The following is a 15,213-nucleotide window of genomic DNA, read 5'->3' on the forward strand; positions in this document are numbered from 1 at the left end:
ATAAGGACATCCATGGACCGCGCCGCCCCCACCTACGTCGAAGAGACCCGCTTCGGGTTCTGGTTCCTGCAGAGCCACACCTGGCAGCACCACGTGCTGCGCGTGGCGATCAACGATCTGCTGCGGCTGATCGACCCGCCGCTGCCGGAGCGCCCCGTGCTGCTGGATGCCGGCTGCGGCCAGGGCAAGTCCTTCCGCCTGCTGGCGGACGCCTTCCAGCCGGTCCGGCTCATCGGTCTCGATGCCGATCCGCACAGCCTCGACTGCGCACGCGCCGAGGCCGGGCGGCAGTCGCTGGACGTCGAGCTGATCGCCAGCGACTGCGCGGCCATCCGGCTGCCCGATGCCAGCGTCGACCTGTTGTTCTGCCACCAGACCTTTCATCACCTGGTGGAGCAGGAAAAAGCCCTCGCCGAGTTCTCGCGCGTGCTCAAGCCCGGCGGCTGGCTGCTGTTCGCCGAATCGACCAAGGCCTACATCGACACCTGGGTGATTCGCTGGCTGTTCCGCCATCCGATGCACGTACAGAAGAGCGCCGACCAGTACCTCGGCATGCTGCGCCGGCAGGGCTTCGTGTTCGACGAACGGAACGTCTCCTACCCGTACCTCTGGTGGAGCCGGTCGACCGACTTCGGCCTGTTGGAACGCTGGGGTCTGCGCCGGCCGAAGCCCTTCGGCCAGCGCGAGGAAACCCTGGTGAATGCGGCGGTGCGCAAACCCCTGGAGGCAGCGGCCCGATGATTCGCCCCTGGCCGCTGCTCCTCGCCCTGCTGCTCGGCGCCTGTAGCCACCAGGCGCCGTTGCCCGTGGCCGCCCCGGCACTCGACTGGCCGTTGCAGCTGCATGTGCTGCGCCAGCAGGACGACCAGCGCCAGGACTGGCTGCTGGTGGTGCAACGGGAAGACGGCGCGCTGCGCTGGTCGCTGCTGGACCCGCTGGGCATCCCCCGCGCCCGGCAGTTGCTGGTGCAACAAGACTGGCAGAACGACGGTCTGCTGCCGCCGAACCCGGAGGCGCGCGAACTGTTCGCTGCCCTGCTGTTCGCCCTGACGCCGACGGAGGAACTTGCACAACGCTATCCGTCGGTCCGCTGGACGGCCGACGACAAGGCGCGGCAGCTGTTCGACAATGGTCAGCCACGCTGGCGAGTGGCCTACCGCGCACCGCTGGACTTCGACCTGGTGGCCGCCGACGGCCTGCATTACCGCGTCACTGCGCTCCCCGCGCATGAGCGAGGAGCCACACCATGACCGCCTACCTGAACGCCCTCGGAGTGATCTGCGCCCTCGGTGCCGGCAAACGCGCCGTGGCCGAGCGCCTGTTCGCCGGCGATGTTTCCGGCCTGCGCGAGCAGGACGGCTGGCGCAGCGAGGGTCCGCTGCTGGTCGGTGCCGTGGACGTCCCGTTGCCGGCCATCCCCGACGGCTTGGCCGACCATGCGACACGCAACAACCGGTTGCTGCTGGCCGTCGCCCTGGAAATCGAAACGGATATCCGCCAGGCCATCGCCCGCTACGGCCGGGGGCGCATCGGCGTGGTGCTCGGCACCAGCACCTCCGGCATCCACGAAGCCACCGGCGGCATCGCCCGCTATGTGCAGGACGGCTGCTTCCCCGACGACTACCGCTATCGCCAGCAGGAACTGGCCGCGCCCGCCGCCTTCCTCGCCGAGTGGCTGCAGCTCGACGGCCCGACCTACGCCATCTCCACCGCCTGCACCTCCAGCGGCCGGGCCCTGCTCAGCGCGCGCCGGCTGCTCGACCTGAACATCTGCGACGCCGTGCTGTGCGGCGGCGTGGATTCGCTCTGCGGCCTGACCCTGCAAGGCTTCGGCTCCCTGGAAGCGGTTTCCGCCCAGCGCTGCAACCCGTTTTCCGCGAATCGCAACGGCATCAACATCGGCGAAGCGGCGGCGCTCTTTCTTATGACCAAAGAATCGACGCAGGGCCGGACGATCGCACTGCTCGGCGCCGGCGCCAGCTCCGATGCCCACCACATCTCCGCCCCGGAGCCGGAAGGCCGCGGCGCCCGCCAGGCGATGCTCAAGGCGCTGGCCGACGCCGGGCTGGAGTCCGGGCAGATCGGCTACCTGAACCTGCACGGCACCGCCACGGCGCACAACGACGCCATGGAGAGCCTGGCCGTGAATGCGGTATTTCCCGCTGGCGTGCCCTGCTCGTCCACCAAGCCGCTCACCGGCCACACCCTCGGTGCCGCCGGCGCGCTGGAAGCGGCGTTCTGCTGGCTGTGCCTGAGCGCGGAGAACCGCGACGGCCGGCTGCCGCCGCACCGCTGGGACGGTGTCGCCGACCCGCAGTTGGCGCCGCTGGCCTTCGTCGATGGCGATACTCGCCTCGGCGAACGGCAGCGCTACCTGATGAGCAATTCCTTCGCCTTCGGCGGCAATAACATCAGCCTGATTCTGGGGGCCGCATGATCGATTGGCCGATCGCCGAACTCCTGCCGCATGCCGGCGACATGATCCTGCTCGACGCGGTGGAGCGCTTCGGCGACGAAGACGTGGAGACCCGCGCCACCGTGCGCCCCGGCGGCCTGTTCAACCGCGAAGACGGCAGCCTGCCGGCCTGGGTCGGCGTCGAGCTGATGGCGCAGAGCGTGGCCGCCTACGCCGGCTGCCAGGCCCGCGTGCGCGGCGAGCCGGTGGAGCTGGGCTTCCTGCTCGGCACCCGCAGTTACCAATGCAACGTCGAAGCCTTCGTCGCCGGTGCCGACCTGCACATCCATGCCATCCGTTCGCTGCAGGACGACAACGGCATGGGCGTTTTCGAGTGCCGGCTGAGCGGCCCCGGCATCGAGGCATTCGCCCGACTCAACGTGTTCCGGCCACCGGAAGTGGCCCGCTATCTTCAGGAGCCCGCTCATGACTGATCCGATTCTGGTAACCGGCTCCAGCCGCGGCATCGGCCGCGCCATCGCCCTGCGCCTGGCGCGTGCCGGGTACGACCTGGTGCTGCACTGCCTCTCGCGCCGTGACGAAGCCGAAGCGGTCCGCGCCGAGATCGAAACCCTCGGCCGCCAGGCCCGCATCCTGCAGTTCGACGTCGCTGACCGCGCTGCCTGCCGGGCCGCCCTGGAAGCGGACATGGAGGCCCACGGTGCCTATTACGGTGTGGTCTGCAATGCCGGCCTGACCCGCGACGGCGCCTTTCCGGCGCTGACCGACGAGGACTGGGATGCGGTGCTGCGTACCAATCTCGATGGTTTCTACAACGTGCTGCACCCGCTGATCATGCCGATGATCCGCCGCCGCCAGCCGGGCCGGATCGTCTGCATCACCTCGGTTTCCGGGCTGATCGGCAATCGCGGGCAGGTCAACTACAGCGCTTCGAAGGCCGGCGTCATCGGTGCGGCCAAGGCCCTGGCCATCGAACTGGGCAAGCGCCGGATCACCGTCAACTGCGTGGCGCCGGGGCTGATCGACACCGACATGCTGGACGAACAGGTGCCGGTGGAAGAATTGCTGAAGATGATCCCGGCCCAGCGCATGGGCACGCCGGAAGAAGTGGCCGGGGCGGTGAATTTCCTGATGTCCGAGGAGGCGGCCTACATCACCCGCCAGGTCCTCGCAGTGAACGGAGGGCTGTGCTGATGGCATCCTTGAAGCGTGTGGTGGTGACCGGCATGGCCGGCATCACCGCCCTGGGCAACGACTGGACGACGATCGAGGCGAACTTCGCCGCCAACCGCAGCGGCATCCGCCGCATGGACGAGTGGGACCGCTATACCGAGCTGAATACCCGCCTGGCCGGGCCGATCGACGACTTCGCCGTGCCCCGCCACTGGACCCGCAAGCAATTGCGCAGCATGGGCCGGGTGTCGCGGATGTCGGTGGCGGCGGCGGAGCGCGCCCTGGAGGACGCCGGCCTGCTCGGCGATCCCTGCATCCAGGACGGCCGCATGGGCGTGGCCAGCGGCTCGTCCACCGGCAGCACCGACGAGGTCAAGGCGTTCGGCAACATGCTGCTCAACTCGGTGGCGGACGGGCTCAATGCCAATTCCTACGTGCGCATGATGCCGCATACCACGGCGGCCAATATCAGCATCTTCTTCGGCCTCAAGGGCCGGGTGATCCCCACCTCCAGCGCCTGTACCAGCGGCAGCCAGGGTATCGGCTATGCCTACGAGGCGATCAAGTTCGGTCGCCTGCCGATGATGATCGCCGGCGGCGCCGAAGAACTCTGCCCCACCGAAGCCATGGTGTTCGACGCGCTCTACGCCACCAGCCTGAAGAACGACGCACCGCATACCTCGCCACGTCCCTACGACAATGGCCGCGATGGCCTGGTGATCGGCGAAGGCGCCGGCATGCTGGTGCTGGAAGAACTGGAACACGCCCTGGCCCGCGGTGCGCGCATCCACGCGGAGATCGTCGGCTTCGGCAGCAACGCCGACGGCCAGCACATCACCAAGCCGGAGCAGGCGACCATGCGCCGCGCCATGGAGCTGGCGTTGGAGGATGCAGGGCTGGCGCCGGAGGCCATCGGCTACGTGAACGGCCACGGCACCGCCACCGAGCAGGGCGATATCGCCGAGACCCTGGCCACCCAGGAGTTGTTCGGCAGTCGCATGCCGATCAGCTCGCAGAAGAGTTTCCTCGGCCACACCCTGGGGGCCTGCGGCGCGCTGGAATCCTGGTTCAGCATCGAAATGATGAACCGCGACCGCTACATCCACACGCTGAACCTGGAACAGGTCGACCCACGCTGCGGCGAACTCGACTACCTGATGGGCGAGCCACGGCACATGAGCCATGGCTACGTGATGAACAACAATTTCGCGTTCGGCGGGGTGAACACCTCGCTGATCTTCCGCCGCTGGAGCTGAGCGGCGGCAAACGGATTCACCCACACCGCAAGGAGACAACAATGAAGAAAGCAACATGGATCGGCGCCGCCCTCATGCTCTGCGCTTTACCGGGGATCAGCCAGGCACGCGATACCACCCACTACCTGGACTTCGCCAGCGTGGTGGAGGAAGCCACCCAGGCCGGCCGCCTGGACGGCAGCGTGAAGTTCTACCTGGCCGGCAACCAACCGGCCGGCAAGGTCACGGTAGTCAACCCGAACATCACCACCAGCCAGAAGACCAACGCCTTCAACAAGAGCGACGAGGTTGCCTGCCGCTGGGTGCTGCAATCCGCCCTGATTCGCCTGCAGCAGGCAGCCAAGGCCGCCGGCGCCAACGCCGTGGTGAACATCGCCAGCAACTACAAGAACAAGGAGTACAAGGATGCCGCGAAGTACGAGTGCCATGCCGGCGCGCTGATGGCGGGCGTGGCGCTCAAGGGGCAGTTGGCCAATGTCCAGTAAAGCCTGGGCTCTGACGCTGGCTGCCAGCCTGATCGCACTCGCTCCGCTGGCCCAGGCCGAGGTAGACGGCGAAGCGCTGTATCGCCAGCACTGCGCCCGCTGCCACGGCGACGATGGTCGGGCCAAGACCTGGCGCGGCTACCTGTTCTTCGCCCAGAACCTGAGCAAGGCGAGATGGCAGGAGCGGGAAAGCGACGAGGATATCCTCGAAGCGATCCGCAAGGGCCCCCGCGCCATGCCGGCGTTCGCCGACAAGCTCGACGCCGCCGAGCAGCAGGCACTGGTGCACTACGTACGCTCGCTGCGCCAGCCCTGACTCCACCGCAAGCCGAACGCCCCGCTCGCCGGGGCGTTTGTCTTTCTGCGCGAACCCCGCAGCCCCCATCGAGTCAACAGAAAAGCGCGCCCAGGCGCCATCATCCGTCCCTCGACGAGGAGTTCCGATGTTCAGCCACAAGCACAAATTCGAGATCAACTACATCTACAAGAACGACCCGCGCGCGCAGATCGTCGAAGCGGACAGCGAACGCTTTCCGCGGGAGCGGGCCGCACGCTACCTGATGGAATTGCACCAGGCCGATGCGGAAAACAGCCTGGTGATGCCCGCACCCGATGCCTCGGAGGAAGAGCTGCTACGCCAGGCACAGGTCGTGGGGATTACGGATATCCGGGTCACCAAGCTGGTTCGCGAACACGAACCGGGCACCACGCCGGGCCATTACCAACAGCCCTGATGGCCGGCATCCCAGGCGAAGGGCCGGTCGCGAAGACTCAGCGGTGGTACTGGCCGGACAGCTCGTGGACCGCCTCGAAGAACGCCTTGGCATTGGCCGGATCGACTTCCGGGGTGATGCCGTGGCCGAGGTTGAATACGTGGCCTGAGCCCTCGCCGTAGCTGGCCAGGATGCGCGCTACTTCAGCGCGGATCGCCGCCGGGTTGGCGTAGAGCACCGAGGGGTCCATGTTGCCCTGCAACGCCACCTTGGCGCCAACGCGGGCGCGGGCGCTGCCGATGTCGCAGGTCCAATCCAGGCCAAGGGCTTCGGCACCGCTATCGGCCATGGACTCCAGCCACAGGCCGCCGCCCTTGGTGAACAGGATCACCGGAACGCGCCGGCCCTCACGTTCGCGGATCAGCCCCGCGACGATCTTCTTCATGTAAGCCAGGGAGAACTCCTGATAGGCCGCCGCCGACAGGCTGCCACCCCAGGAATCGAAAATCTGCACCGCCTGGGCGCCTGCCTCGATCTGGCCGTTCAGGTAGGCGGTCACCGACTGCGCCAGCTTGTCCAGCAGGGCGTGCATGGCTTGCGGGTTGTCGTAGAGCATCGCCTTGGACTTGCGGAAGTCCTTCGACGAACCGCCTTCCACCATGTAGGTGGCCAGGGTCCAGGGGCTGCCGGAGAAGCCGATCAGCGGCACCCGTCCGTTCAGCTCGCGACGGATGGTACGCACCGCATCCATGACGTAGCCCAAGTCCTTTTCCGCATCGGGAATCGGCAAGGCCTCGATATCCGCAGGGCTGGACACCACCTTCTTGAAGCGCGGGCCTTCGCCGGTCTCGAAGTACAGACCGAGGCCCATGGCATCGGGGACGGTGAGGATGTCGGAGAAGAGAATCGCCGCGTCGATCTGCGGGTAGCGATCCAGCGGCTGCAAGGTGACTTCGCAGGCCAACTGCGGGTTCATGCACAGGCTCATGAAGTCGCCGGCCTTGGCCCGGGTGGCGCGGTACTCGGGGAGATAACGTCCGGCCTGGCGCATCATCCAGACGGGGGTGGCATCCACGGGTTGCTTGAGCAGGGCGCGAAGGAAGCGATCGTTCTTCAGAGCGGTCATGGCAGTGTCCAACAAAAAAGTGCGGGCATTTTCGCAGAGCGGAAAGCAAAAGGCACGGCGGGTGCCGTGCCTTTTATCTATTGCGGCAATTTGTCTCGCTTCGCGAAAGCTGCAAGCTGCAAGCTGCAAGCTGCAAGCTGCAAGCGAGGCCAGTCTAGGTCTTTCCGCTTTTACTTGCCGCTCATAGCTTGCCGCTGCGTCGTCAGACACCCAGATAGTCGAGGATGCCCTCGGCGGCCTGACGGCCTTCGAAGATCGCCGTTACCACCAGGTCGGAGCCCCGTACCATGTCGCCACCGGCGAAAATCTTCGGGTTGCTGGTCTGGTGCTTGAACGGGCCCTGCTCCGGTGCGACCACGCGGCCCTGGCTGTCCGTCTTGATCTCGAACTGCTCGAACCACGGGGCCGGGCTCGGACGGAAGCCGAAGGCGATGACCACCGCGTCGGCCGGCAGGATTTCCTCGGAACCCGGGATCGGCTCGGGGCTGCGGCGACCGCGGGCATCCGGCTCACCCAGACGGGTCTCGACCACCTTCACGCCTTCCACCTTGTCTTCACCGACGATGGCGATGGGCTGGCGGTTGAAGAGGAACTTCACGCCCTCTTCCTTGGCGTTCTTCACCTCGCGGCGCGAACCCGGCATGTTCTCTTCGTCGCGGCGATAGGCGCAGGTCACGCTCTTCGCACCCTGGCGGATGGAGGTGCGGTTGCAATCCATCGCGGTGTCGCCACCGCCCAGCACCACGACCTTCTTGCCCTTCATGTCGATGAAGTCGTCCGCCGACTTCTCGAAGCCGAGGTTGCGGTTGACGTTGGCGATCAGGAAGTCCAGCGCGTCGTAGACGCCCGGCAGGTCCTCGCCGGGGAAACCGCCCTTCATGTAGGTGTAGGTGCCCATGCCCATGAACACGGCATCGTATTCGGCGAGCAACTGGTCAATGGTGATGTCCTTGCCCACCTCGGTATTGAGGCGGAATTCGATGCCCATGCCGGTGAAGACTTCACGACGGCGGCTCAGCACGGTCTTTTCCAGCTTGAACTCGGGGATGCCAAAGGTCAGCAGGCCGCCGATCTCCGGATTGCGGTCGAAGACCACCGGGGTCACGCCGTTGCGCACCAGCACATCGGCACAACCGAGACCGGCCGGACCGGCACCGATCACCGCGACACGCTTGCCGGTCGGCTTGACCTTGGACATGTCCGGCCGCCAGCCCATAGCGAAGGCCGTGTCGGTGATGTACTTCTCCACCGAGCCGATGGTCACCGCGCCGAAGCCGTCGTTGAGGGTGCAGGCGCCTTCGCAGAGACGGTCCTGCGGACAAACGCGGCCGCAGACTTCCGGCAGGGTGTTGGTCTGGTGCGACAGCTCGGCCGCCGCCAGGATGTTGCCCTCGGAAACCAGCTTCAACCAGTTCGGGATGAAGTTGTGCACCGGGCACTTCCACTCGCAATACGGGTTGCCGCAACCCAGGCAGCGATGGGCCTGGTCCGCCGCCTGCTGCGGCTTGAACAGGTCGTAGATCTCGACGAATTCCTTCTTGCGCTGGCGCAGCAGCTTCTTCTTCGGGTCCTTGCGCCCGACCTCGATGAACTGGAAGTCGTTGTTCAGACGTTCAGTCATTTGAAACCTCTTTACAGCAGCGGCGAGCTTCAAGCTGCAAGCTGCAAGACTTATCACGGTTACGCGGGCCCCTTCCAGGGCCTGCGGCTTGCGGCTGTCTTATTGCGGATTCGCCCGGGTGGTCGACAACAACGACGCCAGGCTCGCGGCCTTCGGCTTGACCAGCCAGAACTTGCGCACGTAGTCGTCCAGGTTCTCCGACAGGTTGCGGCCCCACTCGCTGCCGGTTTCCTGCACGTACTCGGCGAGCACGCGCTGCAGGTGGCTGCGGTAGGCTTCCATCGACTCGTTGTTGATCCGCTGGATTTCCACCAGCTCGTGGTTCACCCGGTCGTAGAAGCTGTTGTCGAGGTCGAGTACGTAGGCGAAACCACCGGTCATGCCCGAACCGAAGTTGTAGCCGGTCTTGCCGAGTACGCAGACGAAACCGCCGGTCATGTATTCGCAGCAATGGTCGCCAGTGCCTTCCACCACCGCATGGGCGCCGGAGTTACGCACGGCGAAACGCTCACCCGCGGTTCCGGCGGCGAACAGCTTGCCGCCGGTCGCGCCATAGAGGCAGGTGTTGCCGATGATCGCCGACTCCTCGGACTTGAACGGGCTGCCCTGCGGCGGGGTGATCACCAGCTTGCCGCCGGTCATGCCCTTGCCAACGTAATCGTTGGCATCGCCTTCCAGGTACAGGTTCAGGCCGCCGGCGTTCCACACGCCGAAGCTCTGACCGGCGGTGCCCTTGAAGCGGAAGGTGACCGGTGCGTCGCTCATGCCCTGGTTGCCGTGGGCCTTGGCGATCTCGCCGGACACCCGCGCACCGATGGAGCGGTCGCAGTTGCAGATTTCCAGCTCGAACTCGCCGCCGCTCTTGGCCGCGATGGCTTCTTTCGCCAACTCGACCATCTTCTCGGCCAGCAGGCCCTGGTCGAACGGCGGGTTCTTCTCGACCTGGCAGAACTGCGGTTTGTCGGCCGGGATCAGATCGCTGCCGAGCAGCGGACTCAGGTCCAGATGCTGCTGCTTCTCGGTTTCGCCCGGCAGGACTTCCAGCAGGTCGGTACGGCCGATCAGCTCGCCGAGGCTGCGAACACCTAACCTGGCCAGCCACTCACGGGTTTCCTCGGCGACGTAGGTGAAGAAATTCACCACCATGTCGACGGTGCCGATGAAGTGGTCCTTGCGCAGCTTGTCGTTCTGAGTGGCGACACCGGTGGCGCAGTTGTTCAGGTGGCAAATGCGCAGGTACTTGCAGCCCAGCGCGATCATCGGCGCGGTGCCGAAGCCGAAGCTCTCGGCGCCGAGGATCGCCGCCTTGATCACGTCGAGGCCGGTCTTCAGGCCGCCGTCGGTCTGCACCCGGACCTTACCGCGCAGGTCGTTGCCGCGCAGGGTCTGGTGGGTTTCCGCCAGACCGAGTTCCCAGGGGCTGCCGGCGTACTTGATGGAGGTGATCGGCGAAGCGCCGGTACCGCCGTCGTAGCCGGAAATGGTGATCAGGTCGGCATAGGCCTTGGCCACACCGGCGGCGATGGTGCCGACGCCGGGCTCGGCCACCAGCTTCACTGAAACCAGCGCCTGCGGGTTGACCTGCTTGAGGTCATAGATCAGTTGCGCAAGGTCTTCGATGGAGTAGATGTCGTGGTGCGGCGGCGGCGAAATCAGCGTCACGCCGGGTACCGCATAGCGCAGGCGAGCGATCAGGCCGTTGACCTTGCCGCCCGGCAACTGGCCCCCCTCGCCAGGCTTGGCGCCCTGGGCCACCTTGATCTGCAGGACTTCGGCATTGACCAGGTATTCAGGCGTCACACCGAAGCGGCCGGTGGCGACCTGCTTGATCTTCGAGCTGCGCTCGGTGCCGTAACGGGCCGGGTCTTCGCCACCCTCGCCGGAGTTGGAACGCGCGCCCAGGCGGTTCATCGCCGTGGCCAGCGCCTCGTGGGCTTCCGGCGACAGCGCGCCAAGGGAAATACCGGCGGAGTCGAAGCGCTTGAGGATGGACTCCAGCGGCTCCACCTCTTCCAGCGCCAACGGCTGGGCGGCCAGCTTCACCTTGAGCAGGTCGCGGATCATCGCCACCGGACGGTTATCCACCAGCGCGGTGTATTCCTTGAACTTCTCGTAGCTGCCCTGCTGCACGGCAGCCTGCAACGCATTCACCACGTCCGGGTTGTAGGCGTGGTACTCGCCGCCATAGACGAACTTGAGCAGACCGCCCTGCTGGATCGGCTTGCGGTTGTTCCAGGCCTCGAATGCCAGCGCCTTCTGCTCCGCCTCGATATCGACGAAACGCGCGCCCTTGATCCGGCTGGCGACACCACGGAAGCACAGCTCGGTGACCTCATCGGAGAGCCCCACGGCCTCGAACAGTTGGGCGCCACGGTACGAGGCGATGGTGGAGATGCCCATCTTCGACAGGATCTTCAACAGGCCTTTGGTGATGCCCTTGCGGTAGTGCTTGAACACTTCGAACAGGTCGCCCAGCACTTCGCCGGTGCGGATCAGGTCACCCAGTACCTCGTAGGCGAGGAACGGGTAGACGGCCGACGCGCCGAAGCCCACCAGCACAGCATAGTGGTGCGGATCGCGGGCCGTGGCGGTCTCGACCAGGATGTTGCAGTCGCAACGCAGGCCCTTCTCCACCAGGCGATGGTGGACGGCGCCGGTAACCAGCGCGGCATGGGCCGGCAGCTTGCCGGGCGCGATGTGGCGGTCGGAAAGCACCAGCAGGACCTTGCCGGAGCGCACGGCTTCCTCGGCCTGATCGGCCATGTTGCGCACGGCCGCCTCGAGCCCGACTGACTCGTCGTAGTTCATGTCGATGACATAGCGCTCGAAGCCGGGGCGATCCATGGTCATCAGGGCGCGCCACTTGGCCGGCGAAATCACCGGACTGCTCAGGATCACGCGGGTCGCGTGCTCGGGCGACTCGCTGAAGATGTTGCGCTCGGCACCCAGGCAGATTTCCAGGGACATGACGATCGCTTCGCGCAGCGGGTCGATCGGCGGGTTGGTCACCTGGGCGAACTGCTGGCGGAAATAGTCGTAGGGCGAACGCACGCGCTTGGACAGCACCGCCATCGGCGTGTCGTCGCCCATGGAGCCAACCGCTTCCTGGCCCTGCTCGCCGAGCGGACGCAGCACCTGGTCACGCTCTTCGAAGGTGACCTGGAACATCTTCATGTACTGCTTGAGCTGGTCGGCGTCGTAGAACGGCGAGCCGTAGTCCTGGTCGTCCAGGCGGGCCTGGATGCGCACGGCGCTCTTGCGCAACCACTGCTTGTACGGGTGGCGCGACTTCAGGCGGTTGTCGATGTCTTCAGTGTGCAGGACCTGCCCGGTCTCGGTATCCACGGCAAGGATCTGGCCAGGGCCGACGCGACCCTTGGCGATGACGTCTTCCGGTTGGTAGTCCCATACGCCGATTTCCGACGCCAGGGTGATGTAGCCGTTCTTGGTGGTGACCCAGCGCGCCGGGCGCAGGCCGTTGCGGTCCAGCAGACAAACGGCATAGCGACCATCGGTCAGCACCACGCCGGCCGGACCGTCCCAAGGCTCCATATGCATGGAGTTGTATTCGTAGAACGCACGCAGGTCGGCGTCCATGGTCTCGACGTTCTGCCAGGCCGGCGGGATGATCATGCGCACGCCACGGAACAGGTCGATGCCGCCGGTGACCATCAGCTCGAGCATGTTGTCCATGCTGGAGGAGTCGGAGCCGACGCGGTTGACCAGCGGGCCCAGTTGATCCAGCTCGGGGATCAGTTCGTTGGCGAACTTGGTGCGACGGGCCTGAGCCCAGTTGCGGTTGCCGGTGATGGTGTTGATCTCGCCGTTATGCGCGAGGAAGCGGAACGGCTGCGCCAGCGGCCACTTCGGCAGGGTGTTGGTGGAGAAGCGCTGGTGGAAGACACAGATCGCGGTCTTCAGGCGCGGATCGCCCAGGTCCGGATAGAACGCGGCCAGGTCGGCCGGCATCATCAGGCCCTTATAGATGATGGTCTTGTGCGAGAAGCTGCAGATGTAGTGATCGACGTCTTCGGCATTGGCCACCGAGGAGCGGCGACGGGCGCAGAAGAGCTTGATGGCAAACGCCTGGTCGGACAGCCCTTCGCCGCCAACGAAAACCTGCTCGATCTGCGGCAGGCGCTCGAGCGCGAGGCGGCCGAGTACGCTGGTATCGACCGGCACCTTGCGCCAACCGATCAGGGTCAGGCCTTCCGCTTCGATGGCCTGGTTCATGTTGGCGCGGGCCTGCTCCGCCTTGGCCGGGTCCTGGTTGAAGAACACCATGCCCACGGCATATTGCTGGGGCAACTCGGCGGAGAAGGCGTCCTTGGCCACCGCACGGAGGAACTCGTCCGGCTTCTGGATCAGCAGACCGCAACCATCGCCCGTCTTTCCGTCGGCATTGATCCCACCGCGGTGGGTCATGCAGGTCAGGGCTTCAATGGCAGTCTGCAACAGGTGGTGGCTTGCCTCACCCTGCATGTGGGCGATCAAGCCGAAGCCGCAGTTATCCTTGAACTCATCAGGATGGTACAGACCTGCTTTCATAGGGAACTCTCACCAGACTGCCTTTTTACAAAGGCGAATTGCTTTGTAATTCAACCGCTTAATACGCGCGCAGGAGCATGCACCAGCTTTGCGCAGGCAAAAGGGAGGTCATTGTACACATCCCCCAACGGGGTCACAAATCTTCGTGACGAATCAATGAAAACATATGTCGCGAAAGCGAAGGAAGAGACCGGAAGGTCGTGCTAGCGACCGACCGGTCAAGGGACGCGGGAAAGCTCTTAGCGAGCCATTTCCTGCTGGATGCTGGCGAAACTCCGTGGCCACGGCTTACCCGCCTGGACCTTTGCTGGGAGCCCCTTTATGGCTGCCTGCGCGGCATTTCGGCTGTCGAAGCTACCATAGGTGACCACATAAAGTGGCTGGCCCTGGTGCATCTTCTTGAAATAGTGGTACTGGCCGCCGAGCTCGCTGACGAGACCCTTGGCGCTGTTTTCCGAGCGCGTTCCCAGCACTTGCAACGCATAGTGGGAACCGGCCTGGGCACGATACCAATCGCCACCCGCGACAGTTGCCGAGACGGCCGGCTTGGCTGCAACGGGAGCCGGGGCAGGCTTCGGTGCCGGCGGTGCAGCAGGGGCCGGGGCGGGCGCTGGCTTGGCAGGTTGGGCCGGAGGCACCGCCGCAATAGGCTGACTGGGTGGTGGTAGCGGAGCGGATTGCACAGGTGTCGGAGCAGGAGCCGGCACAGGCGTCGCTGGCGGAGTGATGTCCACGGGCGAAACCGCACTCGCCGAGGACGGTGGCAGCTCGATGGTCGCACCCGGCACCTCTTCGTCATCGGCCTGCCCTGCCGCTTCCGCCAGGGGAGAACGGATCACCGGCTGAGCCTCTCCCACCAACGGCAACGGGAGTGGCTGCGTCGAACCCGCGAACTCGATAGCCGGAGCCTCCTGCCCCTGGCTGGAAGACGTGGTCGAAGTCGGCGTCTCTGCCGATGCGGCCGGGGCCTGGGTTTGCCCGAGCGGCAACTGCGTTTGCGTCGGCTTAGGTGCCTTGTCGCTCTGTCCCTGCATCAGCCAGGCAGCTCCAACCCCGACGGACACCACGACCAATGCCAGCAGGTGTTTTTTCGGAAGATTGAAAGCGAACCCCGATCGCCGGACCGAACCGCGCTGGGCGAGCATGGCTTCGATCAGCACATCCCGCGCCACTTGATTGATCCCGCCCGGCCAACCACCGGACTGATGGTGAATCTCGGCTATCTGCCCATCACTGAGGATTTCGAGACCACGCCCAGCCCCTTCGAGTCGTTGCGCCAAGTATTCCCGGGTTTCCTCTTCTTCATAGGGCTGCAAGTCAATAGCATGGAAGCGCTCTTCATCCTCGCTCAGCCGCTCGAGCCGCGACACGACAGAGGGTTCGCCGAACAGGAAGACATGCGGCCGCCCCTCGGCATTACCCGCAGCCAGGCTGAGCAGCAGTTCGAGGACCGCATCGTCCAGCTCCTCCGCGTCATCGACCAGCAGATAGACCTCCTGGCCGGTAAGCGCCAACTGGGCCACCTGGGCAAGGATGGATCGGGGATCGGGCGATGCTACGCCCAACCCCTGGGCGATCTGCTGAACCAACCCGATGCCGGCCTCGTTACGCGGCGTGACCACCACGCTCTGCACAGCCTGCTTGTTGGTGCTGGCCACCAAGGCCTGGCGCAGCAACGTCTTGCCACTGCCATGAGGGCCGCTGACCACCAATAGCAATTGGCTGTATCGGGCAAGATGATGCAACTGCCCCAGCACGGGCTTGCGCTGTGCTGGAAAGAACTTGAATCCGGGCACCCGCGCCGCGAACGGGTCGTGACTGAACTGGTAATGGCTGAGATAGGCTTCGTCAGCATGCAAACTGGTCATAGAGCTT

13 protein-coding genes are annotated in these 15,213 nt (G+C 65.3%); 9 read left to right on the plus strand and 4 right to left on the minus strand.

Annotated elements, in window-relative coordinates; genetic code table 11:
- Positions 1-12 precede the first annotated feature (12 nt).
- The 9 genes from PIN01S_RS00605 to PIN01S_RS00645 all read left to right on the plus strand — a co-directional run bounded on the left by PIN01S_RS00605 (position 13) and on the right by PIN01S_RS00645 (position 6,064).
- A complete protein-coding gene (locus tag PIN01S_RS00605) occupies positions 13-741 on the plus strand; it encodes a class I SAM-dependent methyltransferase (RefSeq protein ID WP_084332896.1) in 729 nt (242 codons plus the stop codon).
- Complete coding sequence (locus PIN01S_RS00610; protein WP_084332897.1) at positions 738-1,250, plus strand: DUF3261 domain-containing protein; 513 nt, start codon at positions 738-740, stop codon at positions 1,248-1,250. The genes PIN01S_RS00605 and PIN01S_RS00610 overlap by 4 nt, the downstream gene beginning before the upstream one ends.
- Positions 1,247-2,437 carry a beta-ketoacyl-[acyl-carrier-protein] synthase family protein gene (locus PIN01S_RS00615; protein ID WP_084332898.1) on the plus strand — a complete coding sequence of 397 codons (1,191 nt, stop codon included), beginning with the start codon at positions 1,247-1,249 and terminating at the stop codon, positions 2,435-2,437. Before PIN01S_RS00610 ends, PIN01S_RS00615 begins: the two co-directional genes overlap by 4 nt.
- Positions 2,434-2,889 (plus strand): hotdog family protein, encoded by a 456-nt coding sequence (locus PIN01S_RS00620; protein ID WP_084332899.1) that lies wholly within the window; start codon positions 2,434-2,436, stop codon positions 2,887-2,889. Before PIN01S_RS00615 ends, PIN01S_RS00620 begins: the two co-directional genes overlap by 4 nt.
- The gene (gene fabG, locus PIN01S_RS00625) at positions 2,882-3,610 is read left to right on the plus strand and encodes a 3-oxoacyl-ACP reductase FabG (RefSeq protein ID WP_084332900.1); all 729 of its coding nucleotides are present in this window, start codon (positions 2,882-2,884) and stop codon (positions 3,608-3,610) included. Before PIN01S_RS00620 ends, fabG begins: the two co-directional genes overlap by 8 nt.
- A gap of 8 nt (positions 3,611-3,618) precedes the next feature.
- Entirely contained in the window at positions 3,619-4,845 is a 1,227-nt protein-coding gene (locus PIN01S_RS00630) for a beta-ketoacyl-ACP synthase (RefSeq protein WP_084333573.1), read from the plus strand.
- Between the two features lie 41 nt (positions 4,846-4,886).
- Positions 4,887-5,330, plus strand: coding sequence for an excinuclease (locus PIN01S_RS00635; RefSeq protein ID WP_084332901.1), 444 nt, complete (start codon positions 4,887-4,889; stop codon positions 5,328-5,330).
- Positions 5,320-5,646 (plus strand): c-type cytochrome, encoded by a 327-nt coding sequence (locus PIN01S_RS00640; RefSeq protein ID WP_084332902.1) that lies wholly within the window; start codon positions 5,320-5,322, stop codon positions 5,644-5,646. The genes PIN01S_RS00635 and PIN01S_RS00640 overlap by 11 nt, the downstream gene beginning before the upstream one ends.
- Before the next feature lie 127 nt (positions 5,647-5,773).
- Positions 5,774-6,064: a hypothetical protein gene (locus PIN01S_RS00645; RefSeq protein WP_084332903.1), complete on the plus strand. Its 291-nt coding sequence runs from the start codon at positions 5,774-5,776 to the stop codon at positions 6,062-6,064.
- Positions 6,065-6,101: 37 nt separating this feature from the next.
- Here the strand turns inward: PIN01S_RS00645 and hemE are convergent, their stop codons facing one another.
- The 4 genes from hemE to PIN01S_RS00665 all read right to left on the minus strand — a co-directional run bounded on the left by hemE (position 6,102) and on the right by PIN01S_RS00665 (position 15,206).
- Positions 6,102-7,169, minus strand: coding sequence for a uroporphyrinogen decarboxylase (gene hemE / locus PIN01S_RS00650; protein ID WP_084332904.1), 1,068 nt, complete (start codon positions 7,167-7,169; stop codon positions 6,102-6,104).
- A 202-nt stretch (positions 7,170-7,371) separates the two neighbouring features.
- Positions 7,372-8,790: an FAD-dependent oxidoreductase gene (locus PIN01S_RS00655; protein WP_084332905.1), complete on the minus strand. Its 1,419-nt coding sequence runs from the start codon at positions 8,788-8,790 to the stop codon at positions 7,372-7,374.
- A 99-nt stretch (positions 8,791-8,889) separates the two neighbouring features.
- Positions 8,890-13,338, minus strand: coding sequence for a glutamate synthase large subunit (gltB, locus tag PIN01S_RS00660; protein WP_084332906.1), 4,449 nt, complete (start codon positions 13,336-13,338; stop codon positions 8,890-8,892).
- 239 nt (positions 13,339-13,577) lie between these two features.
- Positions 13,578-15,206 (minus strand): AAA family ATPase, encoded by a 1,629-nt coding sequence (locus tag PIN01S_RS00665; RefSeq protein ID WP_084332907.1) that lies wholly within the window; start codon positions 15,204-15,206, stop codon positions 13,578-13,580.
- Positions 15,207-15,213 lie beyond the last annotated feature (7 nt).

It is taken from the genome of Pseudomonas indica NBRC 103045, from assembly GCF_002091635.1.
GTDB lineage: Bacteria > Pseudomonadota > Gammaproteobacteria > Pseudomonadales > Pseudomonadaceae > Pseudomonas_M > Pseudomonas_M indica.

Coding starts and splice junctions, on each gene's coding strand:
- PIN01S_RS00605 (WP_084332896.1), top strand. CDS start 13: ATGGACCGCGCCGCCCCCACCTACGTCGAAGAGACCCGCTTCGGGTTC.
- PIN01S_RS00610 (WP_084332897.1), top strand. CDS start 738: ATGATTCGCCCCTGGCCGCTGCTCCTCGCCCTGCTGCTCGGCGCCTGT.
- PIN01S_RS00615 (WP_084332898.1), top strand. CDS start 1,247: ATGACCGCCTACCTGAACGCCCTCGGAGTGATCTGCGCCCTCGGTGCC.
- PIN01S_RS00620 (WP_084332899.1), top strand. CDS start 2,434: ATGATCGATTGGCCGATCGCCGAACTCCTGCCGCATGCCGGCGACATG.
- fabG (WP_084332900.1), top strand. CDS start 2,882: ATGACTGATCCGATTCTGGTAACCGGCTCCAGCCGCGGCATCGGCCGC.
- PIN01S_RS00635 (WP_084332901.1), top strand. CDS start 4,887: ATGAAGAAAGCAACATGGATCGGCGCCGCCCTCATGCTCTGCGCTTTA.
- PIN01S_RS00640 (WP_084332902.1), top strand. CDS start 5,320: ATGTCCAGTAAAGCCTGGGCTCTGACGCTGGCTGCCAGCCTGATCGCA.
- PIN01S_RS00645 (WP_084332903.1), top strand. CDS start 5,774: ATGTTCAGCCACAAGCACAAATTCGAGATCAACTACATCTACAAGAAC.
- hemE (WP_084332904.1), bottom strand. CDS start 7,169: ATGACCGCTCTGAAGAACGATCGCTTCCTTCGCGCCCTGCTCAAGCAA.
- PIN01S_RS00655 (WP_084332905.1), bottom strand. CDS start 8,790: ATGACTGAACGTCTGAACAACGACTTCCAGTTCATCGAGGTCGGGCGC.
- gltB (WP_084332906.1), bottom strand. CDS start 13,338: ATGAAAGCAGGTCTGTACCATCCTGATGAGTTCAAGGATAACTGCGGC.
- PIN01S_RS00665 (WP_084332907.1), bottom strand. CDS start 15,206: ATGACCAGTTTGCATGCTGACGAAGCCTATCTCAGCCATTACCAGTTC.